Below are 21,976 nucleotides of genomic sequence, written 5' to 3'. Positions count from 1 at the left end.
CGTCATGACCCAATTCAATCAAACCGCGCCCGCGCCGGGCAATGATCCTGCCATGCAGGCGGTATCGACCGAGACGCCCGCGCGCGTGGGCAAGAAGCGCGAACGCGGCTTCACGCTCGTCGAACTGATGGTGGTGATCGTGATCATCGGCCTGTTGACGACGATCGTCGTCATCAACGTGATGCCCAGCCAGCAAAAGGCGATGTCCAAAAAGGCCGAAGCGGATATCGCGCTGCTCGAACAGGCGCTTGAAATGTACCGGCTCGACAACCTCGTCTACCCCGCACAGGCCGACGGTTTGCGCGCGCTGGTTCAGCCGCCGGCGGGGCTTGCCCAGCCCGATCGCTATCGCCCCGGCGGCTATGTGAAGCGCCTGCCCGACGATCCCTGGGGCCGCCCCTATCTTTATGCCAATCCGGGCCGCAACGGCACGTTCGACGTCTATTCCTTCGGCGCAGACGGCCAGGAAGGCGGCGAGGGCGAGAATGCCGATATCGGCAACTGGCGCTGATTGGCCGATAGACTGACGCCGCCATGCAGGGTTCGCACGAAAAGGGTTTCACGCTCGTTGAGCTGATGATCGTGCTTGCCCTGTTCGGGCTGATGTCCGCCATCGTCGTCGTCGCGATGCCCGATCCGCGCGGGCGGCTGCGCACCGATGCCGAACGGCTGGCCGCGCGCATCCTCACCGTACGGGACGAGGCGATGATCGAGGGGCGCGACATGCGCGTGCTGCTCGATCCGCTTGGCTACAGCTTCGAGGCGCGCTCGGGCGGCGCATGGGCGCCGCTGGATCAGCGCGCGCTGGGGCGGACCGAATGGGCGGAGGGCACCCGGCTGGCCATCGGCCGCGATGCGCGCGGCAGCGTGACGTTCGACAGCACGGGGCTGGCCAGCGAGGCGATGGCGGTGCGGCTGTTTCGGTCCGGCGAGGCCGTCACCGTCCGCATCGGGCAGAACGGAGCCGTCCGTGTCGGCGAATGAGCGCGGCTTCACGCTGATCGAGATGCTCGTGGCGCTCGCGATCTTCAGCCTCGCGGCGCTCGCGCTGCTGCGGCTCGACAGTACGATCCTGTCGAACACCGGTGATCTCGAGGAAAAGACGATTGCGCAGATCGTCGCCCGGAACATCGCGGTGGAGGCCCAGGCCGATCCGGTGGCGCCGACGCTTGGCAAACTCAGTGGCGAGACGGTGAATGGCGGCCGCCGCTGGTTGTGGGAACGCGAGACGCTGCGCCCCGGCGATGCCCGTTTGCTGCGCATCAACATTTCGGTGAAGGATGAGGCCGGGCGCAATCTTGCCGGGCTTGTCGTCGTGCGGCGGGTGTCATGACGGCGCGGGGGGCTGAACGCGGCTTCACGCTCGTCGAACTGATGGTGGCGTTGCTGATTTTCAGCATGCTCGCCGCAGCCGGGGTGGCGCTGCTCGGCGCCAGTGTGCGCGGGCAGGAGGCCGCCGGAAAGCGGCTGGACGAAATGGCCGAACTGCGGCGAATGGATACCGCGCTCAGCGTCGATCTGGGGCAGGCCTTGCCGCGTACCAGCCGCAACGAGGCAGGGGACCGGGTTCCGGCGTTCGAGGCTTCGGCCGATGATTTCCGCATCGCGTTGGTCCGCGGGGGGTGGAGCAATCCTTCCGGAAGCAATCGCTCGGCGCTCCAGAAGGTCGAATACCGGCTGGTGGACGGGCGGATCGAACGCACTGCCTATGCGATGGCGGACGGCGCGGCCGCGCTCGAACCCGCGGTGCTGATGGAAAATGTGACGGCCGCGCGGCTGCGCTTCCGGGTGAAGGGCGAATGGTTCGATCGCTGGGAATCCGCCCGCGCCGATGCGCTGCCGCAGGCGCTTGAACTCGTCGTCGCGCGCACAGACGGCGCCGAGATCCGCCAGCTCTTTCTGGTCGGATCGGGCAATTGAACGGGCGGCCTGAAGAACGGGGCGCGGCCCTGCTCAGCGTGCTGCTGCTCGTCGCCGTCATGGCGGTGCTGGCGGCGGCGGGGCTGGAAAAGCTCCGCCTGTCGACGCATCTGGCCGCCAATGGCGCCGCGATCGATCAGGCGCGCGCCTATTCGCAGGCGGCCGAGGCGATTGCGCTGGTGCGGATCGAAAGCCTGTTGGAAAACGACGCGGCGGTGACGACGCTGGCGGGCGGCTGGCATGGCCGCACGGTCGATCTCCCGCTTCCCGGCGGGCGGGCGCAACTGCGCGTCACCGACGGCGGCAATTGTTTCAACCTGAACAGTCTGGTGAGTGGATCGGCGGAGGGACGGACCCAGGCCAATCCGGTCGCCGCCGCGCAGTTCAAGGCGTTGATGGAATTGATTGAAATCCCGCCCGCCGTCGCGCAGCGTATCGCCGCGGCGGCGAACGACTGGATCGACAGCGATCAGGTGGCGCAGCCGGGCGGCGCCGAAGACGAATATTATGGCGATCTGGCATCGCCCTATCTGGCGGCCAATGTCCCGGTTCAGGACGTCAGCGAACTGCGCGTGATGGCGGGGGTCACGCCCGAAATATATGAACGGTTGCGGCCATGGGTGTGCGCCTTGCCCGATCACGAGCTGTCGCCGATCAACGTCAACACGCTGTCGCCCGAACAGGCGCCCCTGTTCGCGATGCTGCTGCCCGGGCGGCTCGACCTTGTCACCGCGCGCAAGATGCTCGCGCAGAGGCCCGCGCAAGGCTATGAAAGCCTTGTTCGTTTCTGGGCAGTTCCTGCGTTGGAAGCGCTTAATCCGGGGCAGCAGGTGACCGAACAGACCAAATTGAAGACGCGGTGGTTCACGCTCGACATCACGATCGGGCTCGGCCGCACCGAACTGCACGAAACAGCACTTGTGGATGGCGGCCTTCGCCCTGCACGACTGGTAAGGCGCCAATGGGGCTATCCCGAATGAACGACCAAGACTTCCTGATTTTGACACTGGGCCATGACGACCGGATAGGGTGGCAAAAGATATCCGGCGCGGCCGCGAGCGCGCAGGGCGATGATGTGGCAACGCTCACCCACCGCGAGGGGCGCGTGATCGCCGTCGTCCCCGCGCAGGACGTGACGATGAACTGGGCCGAGCTGCCCGGCCTTACCCAGGCGCAGGCACGGGGCGCCGCGCGCCTGCTCGCGGCGGAAAACAGCATTTCGCCGATCGAGACGCTGCACATTGCCGTGGGCGCGGACGAAGGGGCTGACGGCACCCGTGCGGTGGCGACGGTTGCACGGCATCTGATGGACCGCTGGCTGGGCGCGGTGCAGGCGCACGGGCTCGATCCCGAGGCGATCATTCCCGCCTCGGTGCTGGTCGCGCGGCCTGATCAGGGCTTTGCCGTGGCCAGCATCTTTGGTCAGGACATGATCGTCGGCGGCAGCAGTGCCTTTGCCGATGAGCCGGTGCTGACACAGGCGATCCTGGGCGGCGAAATTCCGCAGCGCCTGAGCGAGGAGGATGTGGCGCGTGCGCTGCCCGCTCTCATCGATCGGCCGCTTATAAACCTGCGCCAGGGGGACTATGCGCGCAGCACCAAATGGAAGCCCGATCGCGCGGCATTCCGGCGGATCGGTGTGCTGATAGCCGCGATCATCGGCATATCGGCACTGGTGCCGGTCGTGCAGATCCTGCGCTACAACCACGCGGCGGCCAAGGTTGAGGCGGATACAGCGGCGCTTGCCCGCAGCCTTGTCCCGGGCGCCGCGAGCGATGCGGGGGCAATCGCCACCCTTCAGGATGAACTGACGGCCGCGCGCGGGGGCGGGGCGGGCTTTGCGCCCAGCACTGCGGCGGTGTTTGCGGCGGTACGCAGCGTCCCCAACGCCGAATTGACGGCCTATGATTTCGGATTGGATGGAACCGTGCGCATCAGCGTGGCGACGCAGGCGGCAGACGATCAGGCGGCCTTTGTCGCCAGCCTCCAGAAATTCGGGTTCAGCGGGCAGGGCTCTGCCCCCCAGCAAGTGGCCGGGCGGTTCGTCGCCGAATATAGTGTGAGGGCGAAATGAACGCGCGCTGGAAGATGTGGTGGGGCGAGCGCAGCCCGCGCGAACAGCGGATGCTCGGCGTGATGTTCGCGTTGATGGCGCTGGTGGCGATCTGGCTGGCCGTGATCGGCATGCTGAGCGCGCAGAGCAATGCCAGGTTGCGCTATGAAACCGCGCTGGGCGATCATGCCCGGCTTGCCGAGCAGGCGGATGCGCTTGCCGCCTTCCGCAAGGCCAAGCCAGCAGCCCTTGGCATGCCGCTTTCCGATTTTGTCAGCCGATCGGCATCCGAAACAGGCTTCGTGCCGGGCCCGTCGCAGCCCTCGGGCGCCGATCAGGCCAATATCACCATCGCCTCGGCGCGCCCGATTGCGCTGTTCCAATGGGTCGCCTCGCTCGAACGCCATGGCATCGTACCGCAGCGGCTGGTGGCGCGCGCCAATAGCGACCGGACGCTCAACGTCCAGGTCGATTTTCGGAGCCGGGCTCGGTGATGCGGCCGACCAAATTTGAGGCCGGCATCTTCGCCGGGGCGCTTGCGGCGATGTTGCTCGTCTTTTTTCCGATGCGGCTGGCGGTGCCGTCGAACACGCTTGGCGCATTCGGCTTTGCCGCGCGCGAGGTGCGCGGAAGCGTCTGGGCTGGGCGCTTCGTAGACACGCGGCTGGGCGATGAAACGGTCGGGGATCTGCACGCCTGGCTCTCGCCCCTCTCGCTGCTGAAGGGGGAGGCGCGATTCGCCTTTCGCGACGAAAGCGATTCGCGCCGCATCGATCTGGTGTCATCCTTTCGTGGGTCTGGCGTCGAGAATGTCGATCTGACCGTGCCCGTGCGGAAGATGTTCGCGCCCTTGCCGGTCGAATCGCTCCAGCTGGAAGGCGTGACCGCGCGCTTCTCGGATGGCGCCTGTGTCGAGGCGACGGGCAGGGCGCATGCCAGCGTTGATCCGTCCCCCCTTGCCGGTGTGATCTTGCCGCAAGCGCTGAGCGGCAACCTGCGCTGTGATGGCGACGCGCTGTCGGTTCCGCTGCAAAGCCAGTCGGGGATGGAAAGGCTGACCCTGATAATTCGGGGGGACGCCACCTATCGGTTGAGCTTCGCAATCCCCGAAGCATCGCCCGCGCTGGGTGCCGCGCTGCTGGGCGTCGGCTTCAAGCAGGTGGGGAATGGATATATTTTTTCGGAAAACGGCCATTTCTGACGCAGGGCCGCTTGACGCTGGGATAGCATCCACTTATGAGCGCGACCGGCCCACACGGGCATATGGCGATCGTAGCTCAGTTGGTTAGAGCACCGGTTTGTGGTACCGGGGGTCGGGGGTTCAAGTCCCCTCGATCGCCCCACTTTCCCAAGAGGAAGTGGTTATTCAGCACAGCGACATTGATAATATTTTCTGGCCCCGGCTTATGTCGTCGACTGCTGATTCTGTTCGGCGCTCGTGCTAGGATTTGACGGCAACTCCCGCTGGCCGAACCATTTTTCCGATAGTTGAAGAAACGGCTGGCGCAGAGGCTTGGCGAATATTATTACGTCATTGCGTAATTTTAATTCTGCGATTGGATGGGCCAATGGTTTCGGTTTGGGAATATCCGGATTTCGACGATCACGAAGGTGTGCACCTGTTTCGCGACGTTGCGAGCGGGCTAACCGCGGTCATTTGCGTCCATAGCAGCCACCTTGGCCCCGCCATGGGCGGCGCGCGCTTCTGGAACTACGCCGACAAGAACAAGGCGATCACCGATGCGCTGCGCCTGTCGCGCGGGATGAGCTTCAAGAACGCGATGGCCGATCTGCCGCTGGGCGGCGGCAAGGGCGTGATCCTCGCCAATGACGGCGTCCAGAAAACCCCCGAACTGCTCGCGGCCTTTGGCCGGGCCGTCGAATCGCTCGCCGGGCGCTATGTCACGGCCGAAGATGTCGGGATCAACGATGCCGATATGATCCAGATCGCGACCGCAACCCGCCATGTCGCGGGCCTGCCGGTTGAAAAGGGCAGCGCCGGTGGCGATCCGGGGCCATTTACGGCGCTGGGCGTGTTCCTTGGCGTGAAGGCGGCGGCCGAGCGCGGGCTTGGCAAGACCGATATGGCCGGCGTGCATGTCGCGGTGCAGGGGCTGGGCAGCGTCGGCGGGCGCGTGGCGCGGCTGCTGGCGGCCGAAGGCGCGCGCCTCACCATCGCCGACGTCAATGCCGAGCGGGCCAAGGCCATGGCGGCGGAGCTGGGCGCGACCGCCATCGCTCCCGACGAGATCCTCACCGTCGAAGCCGATATCATCAGCCCCAACGCGCTGGGCGCGGTGCTCACTGAACAGTCGATCGCGGCGCTGCGCACCACCGTCGTCGCGGGCGGCGCGAACAACCAGCTGGCGACGCCCGCGGACGGCCACCGCCTCAAGGCACGCGGCATCCTCTATGCGCCCGATTATGTGATCAACGCCGGCGGCATCATCAATGTCGGCCTTGAATATCTGAAGCATGGCGATCAGGCCGAGGTAGAGGCGCGCATCCACCGGATCGCCGGGCGCCTGCACCAGATCTGGGACGAGAGCGAAGCGACCGGTGATCCGGCGTCCGACGTTGCCGATCGGATCGCGATGCGGCTGATCGGCCGGGCCTGATCCGCCCTGCCATCGGAAGTCCCTGAAACATCGGTCGCGCAATCCGGGATAGCACGGATGCGCGACCGAAATGCTTGCGTTAGCAGTCGCGTTGATGGCAGAAGGCCGCGCGATTGCAATGCGGCTTGTTTCAGTCGCGAACTAATTGAGGTTTCGTCGCTTCTCCGATGCACGGTTTCGCAAATCCGGCTCGTTTCCTGAAGATCGCGCGGCCGCTTACCCCCTGGCTTGGCTGGGGCGGGGCGTTCCTGATCGCGATCGGGATGGCGTGCGGCCTCTTCCTCACGCCGCCAGACTATCTGCAGGGGGAAAGCGTCCGCATCATGTATGTGCACGTGCCCGCCGCCTGGCTGGGTACGGGCGGTTGGACCGGCATCGCGATCGCCAGCCTGATGCAGCTTGTCTGGCGCCACCCGCTGGCGGGGGTCGCCGCGCGTGCCGTGGCGGTGCCGGGCGCGCTTTTCACCGCGCTGTGCCTCGTCACAGGATCGATCTGGGGGCGCCCGACCTGGGGTACCTGGTGGGAATGGGATGGGCGGATGACCTCGATGCTCGTCCTGCTGTTCCTCTATTTCGGCTATATCGCGCTTGCCAATGCCAGCGAGGAACGCGGCAGCGTGAACCGCGTCACCGCCATTTTCGGGCTGGTGGGCGCGGTCAACATCCCGATCATCAACCGGTCCGTCGTCTGGTGGAATTCGCTTCACCAGGGCCCGAGCATCACGCTCAAGGGCTCGTCGATCGACGGCACCATCCTGTGGCCCCTGGGCCTTACCATGCTGGGTTTCACCCTGTTGTTTGGCGCGATCACGCTGATGCGGATGCGCGCGCAACTGGCCGAAATCCGCGTCGACGCCCGGTTGCGGCGGATGGCGCAGGGCTGAGAAGAAGAATGAATCACTGGCCTTTCATCATCGCGGCCTATGGCTGCACCATCGCCGCCACGATCGGGGTTTCAGTCTGGGCGTTTGCCGCCATGCGCAAGGCCGAAGTCCTTGCCGATAGCCTGAGGCGCGACCGGTGAAGGCCAAGCATCAAAGGCTGACGCTGGGCATCGTTGCGGTCGTGGCGCTGATTGGCGCGGCGCTGCTCGCCATGTCGGCGCTCAAGGACGAGGCGGCCTATTTCTATTCGCCCGCAGACGTCCAGCGCGCGGGCGTTCCGGTGGGGCAAGCGATCCGCCTTGGCGGCATGGTGGCCGATAAATCGATCAAGCATGAAGCCGACGGCGTGACGATCAGTTTTGTCGTGCGCGACGGCGACGCGACGGTGCCGGTGCGCTTCAAGGGCATCGTGCCCGATCTGTTCAAGGAAAATTCGGGCGTCGTCGCCGAAGGACGCTTTGCCGATGACGGCACGTTCGTGGCCGACAATATTCTTGCCAAGCATGACGAGCGCTACATGCCGCCGCAGCTTGAGGGCAATCAGCACAAGACGGGCAAGGTGGAATGATCGCAGAAGCCGGCCTGGCCGCACTCTGGCTGGCCTTTGCGCTGGCCGCTCTCCAGTTCGCGCTGGGCGTTATCGGGTTGACCGGCGGGCGCGATCCGCTGTTGCAGGCGGTGCGCCCCGTGGCTGTCATCCAGGGCGCGCTTGCCGCCATGGCCTTCGGGCTGCTGATCTGGCTGTTCCTGCGCTCCGATATGTCGGTCGCGCTGGTCGCGGCGAACAGCCATTCGGCCAAGCCTTGGCTCTATAAATTCGCGGGAACCTGGGGCAATCACGAAGGCTCGATGCTGCTGTGGGTGTCGGTGCTCGCGGTATCGGGCGCGCTGGTTGCGATCTTCGAATATCGCCTGCAATTGCGCACGCTGATGGCGACGCTGGCGGCGCAGGCGTTCATCGCCATGGGGTTCTACGCCTTTCTGCTCTTTGCCTCGAACCCGTTTGCGCGCTTGGTGCCCGCCGCTGCCGAAGGGCAGGGGCTCAACCCGCTGTTGCAGGACCCCGGCCTCGCCTTCCATCCGCCGACGCTTTATTTCGGCTATGTCGGGCTTTCGATCGCGTTTTCCTTTGCGGTCGGCGCGCTGGTGACGCGCGATGTCGGCGCGGATTTCGCGCGGGCGATGCGCCCCTGGGTGCTGATCAGCTGGGTGTTCCTGACGATCGGCATCACTGCCGGTTCCTATTGGGCCTATTACGAACTGGGCTGGGGCGGCTGGTGGTTCTGGGACCCGGTCGAAAACGCCTCGCTCATGCCCTGGCTCGCGGCAACCGCACTCCTCCATTCGGTGACCGTGCTGGCAACCCGCGATGGCCTTCGCGCCTGGACGGTGATGCTCGCGGTCGTTGCCTTTTCGATGTCGATGGTGGGCACTTTCCTCGTCCGCTCGGGCATCCTCACCTCGGTCCATGCCTTTGCCGTTGATCCGACGCGCGGCAGCTTCATCCTCGCGCTGCTGGTCATCTATATCGGCGGCGCGCTCGCGCTCTATGGCTTGCGCGTCGGCACGGTGCGCGAAGGATCGCAGTTCGAACTGGTGAGCCGCGAAGGCTCGCTGGTGGCCAACAACCTGCTGCTCTCCGCCATCCTCGGCATCGTCCTCATTGGCACGCTCTATCCGCTCGCGGCAGAGGCCGTATCGGGCGAAAAGCTGTCCGTTGGCCCGCCCTATTTCAACACGGCGACGGGCCCGATCGCGCTGGTTCTGGTGGCGGTGATGGCGGCGGGGCCGCTCCTCAACTGGCGCCGCGACGATGCGAAGAAATTGCTCGTGCGTCTGGCGGTGCCGTTGCTGGTGAGCGCGGCCAGCTTGCTCGCGCTCGTGATTCTCGCACCCGGCACGGCGATCATGCCGCTTGCCGCGCTGGTGCTTGCCGGCGGCGTCGCGGTGGCCAGCATCGCGCCGCTCTGGAAGCGCAATCTGCGTCGTACGCCGCTTTTCACCTGGGGCATGGTGATCGCGCATCTGGGCGTCGCGGTGAGCATGGCGGGGATGGCGGCCGAAACCGCATTCTCGAAGGAAACGCTGGCGGCAGTTCGCCTCGGCGAAACCCAGCATGTCGGCCCGTTCAGCGTGCGCCTTGACAAGATCGAGCCGGTGGCCGGTGCCAACTGGACCGCGATCGAGGCGACGCTTGTCGCCCAGCGAGGCGACGGCAAGCCGTTTGAAATGAAGCCGCAGGCACGGATGTTCTCGAGCCCGCCCACCGAAACCAACGAGGCGGCGATCGCCACGCGGGTGGACGGGCAGCTTTACACCGTGCTCGGCAAAGAGGATGCTCAGGGCCGCTGGCAGCTGCGGCTGTGGTGGAAGCCCTGGGTAACGCTGATCTGGATCGGCGGCGGCCTCATCGCACTGGGCGGATTGCTGTCGCTGATCGGCCGCACGCGCCGTGAGCGGATCGCCTATCAACGCAAGGCTTATGCGTAAGGCAGGGAGCAGGATGAAGCGCGCTATTCTTTGGGTTCCGCTGGCATTGTTCAGCCTGTTTTTCGGCGTCGTGGCTTATGGCCTGATCAACCCGGGAGACCGGACCATCACGTCCAAGATGGTGGGCAAGCCCGTGCCCGAATTCACGCTGCCCGCGGCCTATGACGGGCGCGCGGGGCTGAGTTCGAAGAATTTCGTCGGCGGCGAGCCCAAGCTTTTGAACATCTTCGCCAGCTGGTGCCTGCCCTGCATCGCCGAGGCCCCGATATTGGAGGCGATGGCGAAGCAGGGGGTGACGATCCACGGCATCGCCATCCGCGACAATCCGGCCGATCTGGGCGCATTTCTGGCGCGCAACGGCAATCCCTATGCCGCGATCGGCGCCGACATGAAAAGCGGCGTCCAGCTGGCGATGGGGTCGTCGGGCGTGCCCGAAACCTTCGTCGTCGATGCCAAGGGGATCATCCGCTATCAGCATATCGGCGATGTGCGCGCCGATGATGTGCCCAAGCTGATGGAAGAATTGCGGAAGGCGCGATGAGAACGATCCTCGCCCTTTGCCTGCTCGCCGCGTCCACGGGCATCGCCCATGCGGATTCGATCATGCCCGCCGCCGAACTGGCGGACACCCAGCTCGCTGATCCGGCGCAGGAGGCGAAGGCCGTTGCGCTGATGGAAACGCTGCGCTGCATCGTCTGCCAGGGCCAGTCGATCGCCGACAGCGATGCCGAAATGGCGGGCGACATGCGCGCGCTGGTGCGCGAACGCATCCAGAAGGGCGAAGAGCCCGAAGACATCCGGCGCTGGATGATCGAGCGCTATGGCCAGTGGGTCAGCTACAAGCCCGTGCTTAGCGGAGAGACGGCACCGCTCTGGATCGCGCCGATCCTGTTGCTCGCAGGCGGGGCATGGCTGGCGCGCGGCCGGATCCGGAAAGGAAAGAAGAACTGATGGGCTGGCTTATCGTCATCGGGATGGCGGCCATCGTCTTCGGCCTGCTCGTCAAGTTCGGCGGTGCGCCGCGCATGACCTATGAGCTTATCGGCGCGGCGCTGCTGCTCGGGCTGGCGGGCTATGCCTGGCAAGGGCACCCCGGCACGCCCGGAACCCCCATTCGCGCGCGCGAACACACGGCAAATATCGATCCCGCGCTGGTGGAACAGCGCAAGGCGATGATGGGCCGTTTCGGCGGTGAGGCGCAGTGGCTCGACACTGCCGATACCTATGGCAAGCTGGGCTCGACGCGCGCGGCGGTCAATGTGATGCGTGGTGCCGTCAAGGCGGCGCCGAACAGCCCGGATCTGTGGGTTGGGCTCGGCAATGCGCTGGTAAACCACGGCGACGGCATGATTTCGCCCGCCGCGCAGTTCGCGTTTCAGAAGGCCGCAACGCTCTCACCCAAGCATCCCGGTCCGCCCTTTTTCATGGGGCTGGCGCTGGCGCAATCGGGGCAGTTCGACAAGGCGGCGGCGCTATGGAGCGAACTGCTCGCAGAGACGCCCAAGGAAGCGCCGTGGCGCGCCGATCTGGAGGCACGCCTTGGCGCGCTCCAGATGCAGATGGGCCAGATGCAGATGGGGGGCATGCCCCCCGCAATGCCCGCGCCCGAAGGCGCGGCGCCTGCTCAGCCCCAGGGCGAATAGGGCAGGTCCAGCGCCTGGGCCACGGCGGGGTGGCGGATCTGGCCGCCCGCTACATTCAAACCGGCCGCCAGATGCGCATCCGCACGCATCGCCGCTTCGGCGCCCAGATTGGCGAGCTTTAGCGCAAAGGGCAGCGTCGCGTTGTTGAGCGCGAAGGCCGATGTGCGGGCAACCGCACCGGGCATGTTGGCCACGCAATAATGGGTCACGCCCTCGACCTCGAACACCGGGTCGGCATGGGTGGTCGGGCGCGAGGTTTCGAAGCAGCCGCCCTGATCGATTGCGATATCGACGATCACCGATCCGCGCTTCATCGTCTTCAGCATCTCGCGCGTCACCAGCTTGGGCGCCGCCGCGCCGGGGACGAGCACCGCGCCGATGACGAGATGGGCATTGCGCACGGCGGCTGCGATCGCCGATTTCGAGGCAAAGGCGGTCTTGATCTGGCTGCCGAAGAACATGTCGAGTTCGGCCAGCCGCTCATTGGAAATATCGTAGATGGTGACGTCGGCGCGCATGCCCACCGCGATCTGCGCGGCGTTCACGCCCGCGACACCGCCGCCCAGAATGGCGACGCGCGCGGGTGCGACGCCCGGTACGCCGCCTAGGAGGACGCCGCGGCCGCCCTGTTCCTTTTCCAGATAATGCGCGCCGACCTGGATCGCCATGCGCCCGGCCACTTCGGACATCGGCTTGAGCAGCGGCAATGAACCCGTGCGTGAGGTAACGGTTTCATAGGCGATGCAGGTCGCGCCCGATTGCATCAGCCCCTCGGCCTGTGCCTTGTCGGCGGCGAGGTGGAGATAGGTGAAAAGAATATGATCGGGGCGCAGCATCGCAATTTCCTGCGGCTGCGGCTCCTTCACCTTCACGATCATGTCCGCCGCGGCAAATATCTCGGTCGCGCTCGGCAGCACGGTGGCGCCCGCCGCGATATAATCCGCATCCGAAAAATCGATCCCCGCGCCCGCGCCGGTCTCGACGAACAGGCTGTGCCCTGCGGCCACGAGTTCCGCGACGGAGGGCGGGGTCAGCCCAACCCGATATTCGTGATTCTTGATTTCGCGGGGGACGCCGATCTTCATAGTGTTTCTCCTGAACCGCGGAACGGCTGCCTCAGCGCAGTTTATCCGATTCGTAATGCCGAAAGCGGCGATTGCCCATCGCCAAGCGGCGGGCAAGGCGCGGCATGCGATAAAAAGCGCCCAAGTTCAGATAACTTACACCATGTTGATGGAGGCGGAACGAAATGCTAGGGCGCCCTCTCGCCTATTGGCAATGTGAGTTGTTCATTCCATGACCTTCGTCATTCTCGCCCGAGCGAACTGAACGCTCCATGAGCACTACAGCAACGGCCGTGGAGAATCCGCACTCCGAAGCCCGAAACGACCAGCCTCTGGCCAAGCTGGCCGTGGCGGCTATCGGGATCGTGTTCGGCGATATCGGGACCAGCCCGATCTATGCATTCCGTGAAACATTTGCGGGGCACCACCCGCTCACCCCCGATCAGATGCACATCTATGGGGTGTTGAGCCTTATCTTCTGGTCGATGACGATCGTCGTCACGATCAAATATGTGTCGATCATCATGCGCGCGGACAATAAGGGGGAGGGCGGAAGCCTTGCCCTGCTCGCGCTCATCAACCGGCAATCCAAGGGGACGCGCTGGAGCGCGCCCATCGTGATGCTCGGCGTGTTCGCGACCGCGCTTTTCTATGGCGACAGCATGATCACCCCGGCCATGTCGGTGCTTTCGGCATCCGAAGGGCTGGTGACCGTCGATCCGCGTTTTGGGCCCTGGGTCATCCCGATCGCCGTCACCATCCTGATCGGCCTATTCTGGATCCAGGCGCACGGCACGGCCAAGGTGGGGCAACTTTTCGGCCCGATCATGATGACCTATTTCGTCACGCTCGCGGTGTTCGGGGTGATGCATATCGTCAAGAACCCGACGATCCTGATGGCGCTCAACCCCTATTACGCGATCGAATTTTTCAGGATCGACAAGTTCACCGCGTTCCTCGCGCTCGGGTCTGTCGTGCTGGCGGTGACGGGAGCCGAGGCGCTCTATGCCGATATGGGGCATTTTGGGCGTAACCCGATCCGCCTGTCCTGGCTCTATTTCGTCCTGCCCGGGCTGATGCTCAACTATCTGGGGCAGGGTGCGATGATCCTGTCGCTCAGCCCCGCCGAGGCGCTGGAAGCGATCAAGAACCCGTTCTTCCTGCTCGCGCCCGAAGCGCTGCGCTTCCCGCTCGTCATCCTCGCGATGCTCGCAACCGTCATCGCCAGCCAGGCGGTGATCTCGGGCGCGTTCTCGCTGACGCATCAGGCGATCCAGCTCGGCTTCATTCCGCGTCTGCGCATCCTCCACACCAGCGCGAGCGCGGCGGGCCAGATCTACATTCCCGTCATCAACTGGTTCCTGATGGTGATGGTGCTGCTGCTCGTCCTGTTCTTCGGTTCGTCGAGCAATCTGGCGGCAGCGTACGGCATCGCGGTCACCGGCGCGATGTTCATCGACACCTGCCTGCTCGCGGTCGTCCTGTTCAGCCTGTGGCGCTGGAACAAGTTCGTTGCGGCGCTGGTGCTCGCGATCTTCTTCATCGTCGACATCACCTATTTCGCGGCCAACCTCACCAAGGTGCCAGATGGTGGCTGGTTCCCGCTGCTCATCGGTCTGGTCGCGTTCACGCTGCTGACGACCTGGGCCAAGGGGCGCGAACTGATGCTCGATCGGATGCGCGAGGCGGCGATGCCGGTGGCGGTGTTCGTCAACTCGGCCGCCAATTCGGCGACGCGCGTGCCCGGCACGGCGGTCTTCATGACCTCAACCGCCGACGGCGTGCCCCACGCGCTGCTGCACAACCTCAAGCACAACAAGGTGCTGCACGAACGCGTGATCCTCCTGACCGTAAAGATCGAGGATGTGCCCTTTGTGAAGACCGGGGAGCGCTGCGGGCTCAAGGATCTTGGTCACGGCTTCCACCGCGTCGTCATCCGCTACGGCTTCATGGAAGAGCCCGATGTGCCCGCGGCGCTGAAGCTGGTCACGGGCTGTGGCCCGGAATTCAAGATGATGGATACCAGCTTCTTCCTCGCGCGGCAGACGCTGTTGCCATCCTCCCGTCCCGGCATGGCGGTGTGGCGCGAAAAGCTGTTCGCATGGATGCTGCGCAACGCGGAAAGCGCCATGGAATTCTTCCGCCTGCCCACCAACCGGGTTGTCGAACTGGGCAGTCAGGTGGAGATCTGACATCGCGGCCCCGCTCATCGTTTCGGCGGTGATCGGGGCCGACGACCTTGCCTGGCTCGATGCGTTGCGGCGCCGCCATTATCCCGCCGCGCGCAACCGGCTGCCGGCACACCTCACCCTCTTCCATCATCTGCCGCCGTCGATCGCGGGCGAACTGCGCCACCGTCTGGCGGACGCCGTGCGTGGCCCGGCGCCGCGCGCGCGGGTGAGCGGCGTCATGAACCTGGGGCAGGGGACGGCGCTGCGAATCGAAAGCCCGGGGCTCGAGGCGATTCGTGCAGAACTTGGCGATTCGTTCTTCGGCTTGCTCGTCCCGCAGGATCAGGCGCGCTGGACGCCGCATGTCACGATCGAGAACAAGGTCGCGCCCGAGGTTGCCCGCGCCACGCAAAAACAGCTGCCGCCAGAGCTGATCGGGCGCGCCGTTGCGATCAAGGGGCTTGCCTGCTGGGCCTATGATATGGGCGCCTGGGCACCAATTTCACGACACATGTTCAAATGATTGAAAAGCTGGTTGACCGACGGAAATCTGCCCCTTATAGGCCCCTCCACGCCGTTAGCGCGTTGCCCATGGGGCGGAGTAGCTCAGCTGGTTAGAGCAGCGGAATCATAATCCGCGTGTCGGGGGTTCAAGTCCCTCCTCCGCTACCATCGTTACAATCACTTTCGGAAATGATGGGGTTTGGCCCCCCGCGACCTTCAGGGGCGCGGCGATCGAGGTACTGTCCCTCGATAGAGTATGCGAGCATGTCGCCGCCTCTCGTAAAATCGGACCTAACTGCTTGGCTCCATTGACGGAGGCCGTTACCCCTTTGGGGGAAGCGCCTAGCGGTGCCTTCAAGTGTCTTGCGATTTTTCTGAGGTGGATTGGCCTATGACCAACGTTCCTGCCATGTTTGCGTTAACGGACAAGGTTGCGATCGTGACCGGTGCGAGCCGAGGTATCGGTCGTGCGTGCGCGATAGCCCTGGCGCAGGCTGGAGCCGATGTCGTTCTGGCCGCGCGCCAGCAGAAGGACATAGATGTCGTCGCGCGTGAAATAGAGGGCTTGGGTCGTCGTGCGCTCGCAGTTGTTTGCGATGTGAATGATGAAGCATCTCTTGATGCCATGGTCGCGCGCGCATTGTCTGAATTCGGGAAAATCAACATTCTTGTGAACAATGCCGGGGGATCGGGCCCGAATGACCCCGACAAGACCAGCGCCAAACAGTTCAATGAAGCACTCATCTGGAACGTGACCCCGGCTTTCCTGCTGACGCAGAAAGTTGCCGGCGCGATGCGTGACGCCGGTGGTGGTTCCGTCATCAATATTTCGTCTGCTGCGGCGCGCTTTGCGCAGAAGAATTTCAGCGCTTATGGTGCGGCAAAGGCGGCATTAAATCAGATGTCGCGCAATCTTGCCCAGGATTACGCACCCCATGTTCGAGTCAATGTAATTGAACCGGGGCCTATTCTGACCGATTCCCTTGCGGGCTATTTCGAAAGTGCTCCCGACGTAGCCCAGAACATGCTCAAATTCATTCCGCTCGGCACCTTTGGGCAACCCGAGGATATCGCCGCCGCCTGCCTGTTCTTTGCATCCGACGCATCGCGTTGGGTGACAGGTAAGGTGCTCGGCGTTGAAGGCGGAGCCGAATATCTTTCCTGACCGTGCGATCAAAGCAAGTGTGCGGGTGATGGCGCAACTTCAGCGTGCTTGAAGCGCCTTGATCAACGCCAACGCGCAACCGTCTGGGATCGGCTAAAATATGAGGCGACGGTTCCGGTGAACCGTCGCCTCATTTGTACCTGACGAATTTTGCGAACACCGCCGGTTACGCGCAGTACTGGCGGTACGACGCTTTAGAAAGTGAACGTCGCGGTGCCCCAGAAGCGACGGCCTTCATCGACCATCCAGTTGCCGTCCAGTCCGTCGAAACGGCCACGATCGTCGATGGGGACGATCTTGTCGGTAAGGTTGAGGACGGCCGCCTTGAGCGAGAAATTCTCGGTAACGGTGAAGTTCACGCCGAAATCGAAGGTGGTGCTGGCTTCCCGTTCACGGGTACGGACGGCGCCGTTGCGGAAACCGGAATAATATTGGCGCCCGGTATAATAAGCGAGGGCATAGGCGGAGATCTTGTCCGTGGCCTGCCAGTCGAGGCGGATATTGGCCATGTGCTCAGGCGTCTTGTCGAGCGGCTTGCCGTCGAGCGAACTGCCGTCGAAGGCCGGTTCGCCACCGCCGCGGCGTTCCGAATCCGTGTAGGTGTAGTTTGCAGTCAGCAACACGGACGGACCGATCGGCAGCGTGCCGTTGAGCTCGACCCCCTTGATGACCACCCGGTCGATATTGTCGTACACATAGAGCGGGCGCGCAGGGTTGACGGGGTCGTCCAGACCGGAATCGAAGCTGACCACCTTGTTCTTGAAATTGGTGTGGAACAGCGTCGCGCCGAAGCCGAGCTTGCCCGCGCCATCATAGCGCAAGCCCACTTCCTTGGTCGTGCTCACTTCCGGCTCCAGGTCTGGATTGCCGCACAGCGGGCCGCGCACCAGCGATCCGCCGCCTGTGCTCATGCAGTAATCCGCGATGCTCTGCCGCAATGTGGGCGCCTTGAAGCCGCGGGCAATGCCGCCGCGTACCGTCCAGCCGGGCTGGAAGGTGTAGTTCACATAGGCGCGCGGCGTGAAGTGGGAACCGAACTGATCATAATGATCGACGCGCGCGCCGCCGGTGATGATCAGCCCGTCGACCGGCTTCAACTGGTCTTCGATGAACAGCGCCCATGATTCACGGGTCGCCACATTGGTGTTCACATAGCCGCTTACATTGTCCTGGCCGGCAATGCCCTTCACCTTGGTGTGAATATACTGGCCACCGATCGTCATGGTGTTCCAGGTCCCCATCGGCAGGGTTACGGTCGAATCCACGGTCCAGTTGACGAGATTGGGCTCGTTGAGCGTCTCGCCATCGTCGATGGTTTCATTCTTTTCCTGTTCGCGGAACGCGGCAACGCGCGCGATCGCGGCGCCAAAGTCGCCATTATAGGTCAGTGCCTGATAATTGCGGCGATGGTGCTCGACGAAGCGGGTGCTGTCGATATCGGTCGAACGGCCGGGCGTCTCGGTATAGGACAGGCGGTTATAGCCGCCCTCCAGCGAGATATCATGACCGGGCGCGACAATGGCTGTGAACTTGCCGTTGATGTTGCGATCGCGGACGCGGTTGGCCCCGGTGGTAAAGGAATTCGGGAAGAAGATATCATCTTCGGCGCGGTCGTTCACGCCGCCGTAAATCTGGAAACCCACCGTATCCGAGACGATGGGCGCCCCGATCCAGAAATTGCCGAGCGTCGTGTTGCCATAGCGTCCGTCTTCCTGGGCGATACCGCCCAGCGTCACCGAACCGCTCAGCTTTTCGGGCACTTTGCGCGTGATGATGTTGACGACGCCGCCCATGGCGTCCGAACCATAGAGCGACGACATCGGGCCGCGCACGACCTCGATCCGCTCGATCGCGGCAAGCGGCGGGATCAGGTTGGCCTGCACGCCGCCCGTGCCCCGGTTCATCGTCTCGCGCGTGGTCTGTCGACGGCCGTCGAGCATGATCAGCGTATATTCGCCCGGCATGCCGCGGATGACGATATCGGTGCTGTTGGGGCTGTCGCCGACGACGCTCACGCCCTCGATATTGCGGACGGCATCTTCCAGCGAGGTGAAGGGCCGCGTTTCCAACTGCTCCCGCGTCAGAACGGAAATGCTGGCAGGGGCCTCGGCGATGCGCTGTTCATAGCCGGCGGCGGTCACGACAATATCCTGGCCGGAACCGTCATTGGCGGGCGTTTGCGCGATGACGGCGGTCCAGCTGGCGCTTCCCAGCAATCCGGCAATGACGACTTTGGCGGTACGAGCGATCATGAATGTCCCCTGATGATCCTTTTGCGGGTCGACTAGCTAATGCGAGTCATTATTACAAATGGAAATGTGCTTCAGCACGGATTTGATGTTGCCTCGGCCAGCCCGGCGTCGGATTTTCCCGCCCAGATGCTGTCGCGCGGGCCATCCTTCGCGCGGTTTCGCGCGGCCCGCGCCATCACCACCAGCGCGCCGGCCGCGACGATGGCGATAATATCCACCACAAGCAGTGCGGGGCCGTCATACCAGCCTGCACCGGCGATGAGGCTGGCGGCGGGGATGGTCAGCATCGTGGCGGCTGCCAGCAGTGGCAGTTCGATCCCGGCGCGCGCGGCCCCGCGCAGCAGCGCCCATGCGACGGCAAGCACGAACACCACATAATAAATGGCGCTGTGCGCATCGTAGCGCGCCGCCTCACCAAGCAATTTGGCGGCGGCCAGCGTCACCGAGATGCCCGCGATGCAACCGATGGGAACGCCCACGGTCAGTGCACCGAGGATGCGGGTAGAGCGGCTTTGAACAACGGCACCGGCCTTGCGCTCGCGTTTGCGGCGCGATTCCACCCAGAGCAGATTGCCGGTGTAGAAGAGGAAGGCGCCCGCAATTCCCAGAAGGAAATAGGACCACCGGATCGGATTGCCGCCGAAATTGCCGAAATGCAGGGCAAAGAAACTGGTGACCGTCGCCGACCAGCCATCCTGATGACCGGGCATGTAATCGGTGCCGATGATGGTGCCGTCATAGGGATCGACCCCGGCAATGCCGTAGGTCGGCGCACGGTGGCCGTAGCGCGCGTCATGCCCCTCGACACGCAGCGTCGCCGGTTCGCCGGGGTCCTGATGATAATCGAGCCGCAGCGGCGTGAAGCCCGGCGCCTGCTGCCTCAGGCGCGCGACGATCTGCGCGGGGGGCAGGGGGGAAGCGGTAACCGGGATGCTTTGCGTCACGGCGGGGCGTTCGCCACGGCCAAAGGCTGCATCCTGCGCGTCGTAGAATTGATCGTGAAAGGCAAAGACGATCGCGGTCAGCGCCATGATGATATGGAAAGGCAGGCTGAACAGCCCGACGACATTGTGCATGTCGAGCCACATACGCTTGACGTTGCGCCCCAGTCGCAATGCAAACAGGTCGCTGACAAGGCTGGGCAGCAGCACGATCAGGCCGGAAACGATGGCGACCATGTAAAGCAGCGCGATCGCCCCCATGATCGGCATCGACACTTCGTGCGCAAAGGGCAGGCCAACCTGCTGGTGCAGCACATCGATCAGCTCGGCAACCTCGGACGGGCCCCGGCTTTCAACCTGCAACCCGCCATCGGGGGTGAGCGCTGCATAATGGGTCGTACCGGCGTCGTGGTCACCGCCTTCGCCGCGCACGGTCCAGCTCATCCGGGCCGGGTTCGCTGAATCGGTTTGCAGATGGAGTTCATAGCCCTTGGCGGCTTCGGGATGCGCGGCGAGAACCTTGGCGACAAGCTCGGGCGTCCGTTCGAGGCTGGGTGCCGGGGCGAGGCGGGACGGCGGGGACGCCCAGCGCTGAAGCGGCGTTTCGAACATGGTGATCGCGCCGGCGTAAAATGCGATGAACAGCGCCAGCCCGGAAATGATGCCCACCCAGCCGTGGATTTCCTTGTACATCTTCACAAGGTCGGTGGGCAGTTTCATCGCACAAGGCCTCCGGAGATGATGATCGGCAGCCAGACGACAAAGTTGCCAAGCGCAAGCCAGGTCCAGGCGCGCAGGCCGGATCGAAACAGGAAGCACAGGCTGATCGTGAGCGCCCAGACGGGGGACATCAGCCACATCGCGAACTGCCCCTTGGTCGAGAAAAAGGCTTCGCCAATGCCCATTGAAAGCTTGACCAGTCCGGCGCATCCCAGCGCGAGGAGAAAGCCCAGGATCACCCCGGCGCTTGCCTTGCCGAACCAGTTCCGACTGGTGAGAGGTGGCTTCATCGGCGGCTCTCCGGCGCGCCGCGCCACCATGCGATGACGGGCGGCAAAACCGACCAGACCAGCATCGCCAGCGTCACCGCGATGAAGAGGGCGGTGGCCGGGCCCGACCAGCGCAGGATGAGCACGGTGCCGATTACCAGAGCCACAAGCCCGCCCCAGCCAAGTCGCCGCCCACCGCGCAGACCGGGGGCAAGTTGTTGGTGTGCCGAGGCGAGATAAAGCGCAATGGCGGCCGCCAATATGACGATCCCACCGGCAACGGCCATCATGGCTTTGCCTCCGTGGCGAAGGCGATGGTCACGCCCTGCGCCATCGATGCGAGCATGGTCGATCCATGGGCCTGGCCGGCAAGAACGCTGTGGCGCGCATCGACACCGCGGTGCTTGAGCGCGGTCACGATGGTTTCGGCGGAAGCGCCCCCCGATGGGCCGCCCTCGCGATCCCCATGCGCGATCAGAAGCTGGCGGCCTGCGGTCAAGGGCGCGCGCGCGATGCTCTGTGCCAGCGCGCCATTGCCGTACCAGAGCGAAGGGCTGATCGCGACATAGCGTGAAAATTCAGCGCCCGAGGCAAGGGCGTGAAGCGCGACCAGCCCGCCAAGGCTATGTCCCATCAGCGTTTCGCGCGCGGGATCGATCTTCAGCCGCTGGGCGACATAGGGCCGGGCCTGTTTGGCGATGAAGCCCAGAAACGCATCGGCACCGCCAATGGGCAGTCCGGAGGCGGGCGCGCCCTCGGGGATGCGATAGCCCGGGACATGAGGGGTGTAATCGAGGACGCGGCGCGCCAATGGCCCGGAATCAATCGCAACGATCACACCGGGCCCCACGCCCGATCGCTCGCTGACGCGTGAGAGCCGGCGCGCGGTGAGCGCTGCGGTCGCGAAATTGTCGGCGCCGTCTAGCATCCAGAGCACCGGCCAGCCAGTGGCGGGCGGCGCGCCCTCGGGCCATGCGATCATGATCTGATAACTGTGCCCATCGGGCGCGCTGAGCGACACGACATCCGATCCGGACAATTGCCAGGGGGCCGCAACCGCAGGGGACGCAGCAGGCAAGGCAAGGGCCATGGCAAGCGCGATCAGCCGTTTCATGGCCGGGCCTGCAAATATGGCGGGGCACTGCTTTGCGGCGAAAGCCGTTCTGAGCGCAACAAACTTGTCTTCATCGGGCATCCTTCAGCACAAGGTTTGCTCGCTAATGCGAATCGATCGCGACTGCAAGGGCGGTTCGGAACGGGCATGGGCGTCGGCAATATTTCG

25 protein-coding genes and 2 tRNA genes are annotated in these 21,976 nt (G+C 64.3%); 21 read left to right on the top strand and 6 right to left on the bottom strand.

Annotated features, from left to right (window positions below; translation table 11 throughout):
• Positions 1–52 precede the first annotated feature (52 nt).
• From gspG to QYC26_RS01045, 17 genes are all read left to right on the top strand, one after another.
• Positions 53–511 carry a type II secretion system major pseudopilin GspG gene (gspG, locus tag QYC26_RS01125; RefSeq protein ID WP_317514971.1) on the top strand — a complete coding sequence of 153 codons (459 nt, stop codon included), beginning with the start codon at positions 53–55 and terminating at the stop codon, positions 509–511.
• A gap of 23 nt (positions 512–534) precedes the next feature.
• A complete protein-coding gene (locus QYC26_RS01120) occupies positions 535–984 on the top strand; it encodes a GspH/FimT family pseudopilin (protein ID WP_317513572.1) in 450 nt (149 codons plus the stop codon).
• Positions 971–1,333 carry a type II secretion system minor pseudopilin GspI gene (gene gspI / locus QYC26_RS01115; protein WP_317513571.1) on the top strand — a complete coding sequence of 121 codons (363 nt, stop codon included), beginning with the start codon at positions 971–973 and terminating at the stop codon, positions 1,331–1,333. The genes QYC26_RS01120 and gspI overlap by 14 nt, the downstream gene beginning before the upstream one ends.
• Complete coding sequence (gene gspJ / locus QYC26_RS01110; RefSeq protein ID WP_317513570.1) at positions 1,330–1,920, top strand: type II secretion system minor pseudopilin GspJ; 591 nt, start codon at positions 1,330–1,332, stop codon at positions 1,918–1,920. Before gspI ends, gspJ begins: the two co-directional genes overlap by 4 nt.
• Positions 1,917–2,900 (top strand): type II secretion system minor pseudopilin GspK, encoded by a 984-nt coding sequence (gspK, locus tag QYC26_RS01105; RefSeq protein ID WP_317513569.1) that lies wholly within the window; start codon positions 1,917–1,919, stop codon positions 2,898–2,900. The genes gspJ and gspK overlap by 4 nt, the downstream gene beginning before the upstream one ends.
• The gene (gene gspL, locus QYC26_RS01100) at positions 2,897–3,994 is read left to right on the top strand and encodes a type II secretion system protein GspL (protein WP_317513568.1); all 1,098 of its coding nucleotides are present in this window, start codon (positions 2,897–2,899) and stop codon (positions 3,992–3,994) included. Before gspK ends, gspL begins: the two co-directional genes overlap by 4 nt.
• Positions 3,991–4,467: a type II secretion system protein GspM gene (gene gspM, locus QYC26_RS01095; protein ID WP_317513567.1), complete on the top strand. Its 477-nt coding sequence runs from the start codon at positions 3,991–3,993 to the stop codon at positions 4,465–4,467. The genes gspL and gspM overlap by 4 nt, the downstream gene beginning before the upstream one ends.
• Complete coding sequence (locus tag QYC26_RS01090) at positions 4,467–5,174, top strand: type II secretion system protein N (protein WP_317513566.1); 708 nt, start codon at positions 4,467–4,469, stop codon at positions 5,172–5,174. Before gspM ends, QYC26_RS01090 begins: the two co-directional genes overlap by 1 nt.
• A gap of 65 nt (positions 5,175–5,239) precedes the next feature.
• Positions 5,240–5,316, top strand: a tRNA-His gene (locus tag QYC26_RS01085).
• A 225-nt stretch (positions 5,317–5,541) separates the two neighbouring features.
• Positions 5,542–6,591 carry a Glu/Leu/Phe/Val family dehydrogenase gene (locus QYC26_RS01080; protein ID WP_317513565.1) on the top strand — a complete coding sequence of 350 codons (1,050 nt, stop codon included), beginning with the start codon at positions 5,542–5,544 and terminating at the stop codon, positions 6,589–6,591.
• Positions 6,592–6,758: 167 nt separating this feature from the next.
• Entirely contained in the window at positions 6,759–7,475 is a 717-nt protein-coding gene (gene ccmC / locus QYC26_RS01075; protein WP_317513564.1) for a heme ABC transporter permease CcmC, read from the top strand.
• Between the two features lie 8 nt (positions 7,476–7,483).
• A complete protein-coding gene (locus QYC26_RS01070; RefSeq protein ID WP_317513563.1) occupies positions 7,484–7,615 on the top strand; it encodes a hypothetical protein in 132 nt (43 codons plus the stop codon).
• Positions 7,612–8,043: a cytochrome c maturation protein CcmE gene (ccmE, locus tag QYC26_RS01065; RefSeq protein WP_317513562.1), complete on the top strand. Its 432-nt coding sequence runs from the start codon at positions 7,612–7,614 to the stop codon at positions 8,041–8,043. The genes QYC26_RS01070 and ccmE overlap by 4 nt, the downstream gene beginning before the upstream one ends.
• On the top strand, positions 8,040–9,965 hold the full coding sequence (locus tag QYC26_RS01060; RefSeq protein ID WP_317513561.1) for a heme lyase CcmF/NrfE family subunit: 1,926 nt from the start codon (positions 8,040–8,042) through the stop codon (positions 9,963–9,965). Before ccmE ends, QYC26_RS01060 begins: the two co-directional genes overlap by 4 nt.
• A 13-nt stretch (positions 9,966–9,978) precedes the next feature.
• Positions 9,979–10,506: a DsbE family thiol:disulfide interchange protein gene (locus QYC26_RS01055; protein WP_317513560.1), complete on the top strand. Its 528-nt coding sequence runs from the start codon at positions 9,979–9,981 to the stop codon at positions 10,504–10,506.
• Positions 10,503–10,916 carry a cytochrome c-type biogenesis protein gene (locus QYC26_RS01050; protein ID WP_317513559.1) on the top strand — a complete coding sequence of 138 codons (414 nt, stop codon included), beginning with the start codon at positions 10,503–10,505 and terminating at the stop codon, positions 10,914–10,916. The genes QYC26_RS01055 and QYC26_RS01050 overlap by 4 nt, the downstream gene beginning before the upstream one ends.
• Complete coding sequence (locus tag QYC26_RS01045; protein WP_317513558.1) at positions 10,916–11,608, top strand: tetratricopeptide repeat protein; 693 nt, start codon at positions 10,916–10,918, stop codon at positions 11,606–11,608. Before QYC26_RS01050 ends, QYC26_RS01045 begins: the two co-directional genes overlap by 1 nt.
• Here the strand turns inward: QYC26_RS01045 and ald are convergent.
• On the bottom strand, positions 11,590–12,693 hold the full coding sequence (gene ald, locus QYC26_RS01040) for an alanine dehydrogenase (RefSeq protein ID WP_317513557.1): 1,104 nt from the start codon (positions 12,691–12,693) through the stop codon (positions 11,590–11,592). The genes QYC26_RS01045 and ald overlap by 19 nt on opposite strands.
• A gap of 251 nt (positions 12,694–12,944) precedes the next feature.
• Here ald and QYC26_RS01035 point away from each other — a divergent pair, with 251 nt between their 5' ends.
• The 4 genes from QYC26_RS01035 to QYC26_RS01020 all read left to right on the top strand — a co-directional run bounded on the left by QYC26_RS01035 (position 12,945) and on the right by QYC26_RS01020 (position 16,512).
• Positions 12,945–14,864 carry a potassium transporter Kup gene (locus QYC26_RS01035; RefSeq protein ID WP_317513556.1) on the top strand — a complete coding sequence of 640 codons (1,920 nt, stop codon included), beginning with the start codon at positions 12,945–12,947 and terminating at the stop codon, positions 14,862–14,864.
• A gap of 28 nt (positions 14,865–14,892) precedes the next feature.
• Positions 14,893–15,366, top strand: a complete 474-nt coding sequence (locus tag QYC26_RS01030; RefSeq protein WP_317513555.1) for a 2'-5' RNA ligase family protein — start codon at positions 14,893–14,895, stop codon at positions 15,364–15,366.
• Between the two features lie 72 nt (positions 15,367–15,438).
• Positions 15,439–15,515, top strand: a tRNA-Met gene (locus tag QYC26_RS01025).
• A gap of 223 nt (positions 15,516–15,738) precedes the next feature.
• Positions 15,739–16,512 carry a glucose 1-dehydrogenase gene (locus tag QYC26_RS01020; protein WP_317513554.1) on the top strand — a complete coding sequence of 258 codons (774 nt, stop codon included), beginning with the start codon at positions 15,739–15,741 and terminating at the stop codon, positions 16,510–16,512.
• 194 nt (positions 16,513–16,706) lie between these two features.
• Here QYC26_RS01020 and QYC26_RS01015 read toward each other — a convergent pair whose 3' ends face one another.
• The 5 genes from QYC26_RS01015 to QYC26_RS00995 form a co-directional block, all read right to left on the bottom strand.
• Positions 16,707–18,764: a TonB-dependent receptor domain-containing protein gene (locus QYC26_RS01015; RefSeq protein WP_317513553.1), complete on the bottom strand. Its 2,058-nt coding sequence runs from the start codon at positions 18,762–18,764 to the stop codon at positions 16,707–16,709.
• Positions 18,765–18,835: 71 nt separating this feature from the next.
• Entirely contained in the window at positions 18,836–20,425 is a 1,590-nt protein-coding gene (locus QYC26_RS01010; protein ID WP_317513552.1) for a PepSY-associated TM helix domain-containing protein, read from the bottom strand.
• Positions 20,422–20,715, bottom strand: coding sequence for a hypothetical protein (locus QYC26_RS01005; protein WP_317513551.1), 294 nt, complete (start codon positions 20,713–20,715; stop codon positions 20,422–20,424). Before QYC26_RS01005 ends, QYC26_RS01010 begins: the two co-directional genes overlap by 4 nt.
• Positions 20,712–20,984 (bottom strand): hypothetical protein, encoded by a 273-nt coding sequence (locus QYC26_RS01000; protein WP_317513550.1) that lies wholly within the window; start codon positions 20,982–20,984, stop codon positions 20,712–20,714. The genes QYC26_RS01005 and QYC26_RS01000 overlap by 4 nt, the downstream gene beginning before the upstream one ends.
• Entirely contained in the window at positions 20,981–21,808 is an 828-nt protein-coding gene (locus QYC26_RS00995) for an alpha/beta hydrolase (RefSeq protein WP_317513549.1), read from the bottom strand. Before QYC26_RS00995 ends, QYC26_RS01000 begins: the two co-directional genes overlap by 4 nt.
• Positions 21,809–21,976 lie beyond the last annotated feature (168 nt).

Source organism: Sphingomonas sp. C3-2 (assembly GCF_033025475.1).
In the GTDB taxonomy this organism is placed as follows: Bacteria; Pseudomonadota; Alphaproteobacteria; order Sphingomonadales; family Sphingomonadaceae; genus Sphingobium_A.
The sequence above is the reverse complement of the archived record's forward strand: the minus strand, read 5'-3'. Positions and strand labels throughout refer to the sequence as shown.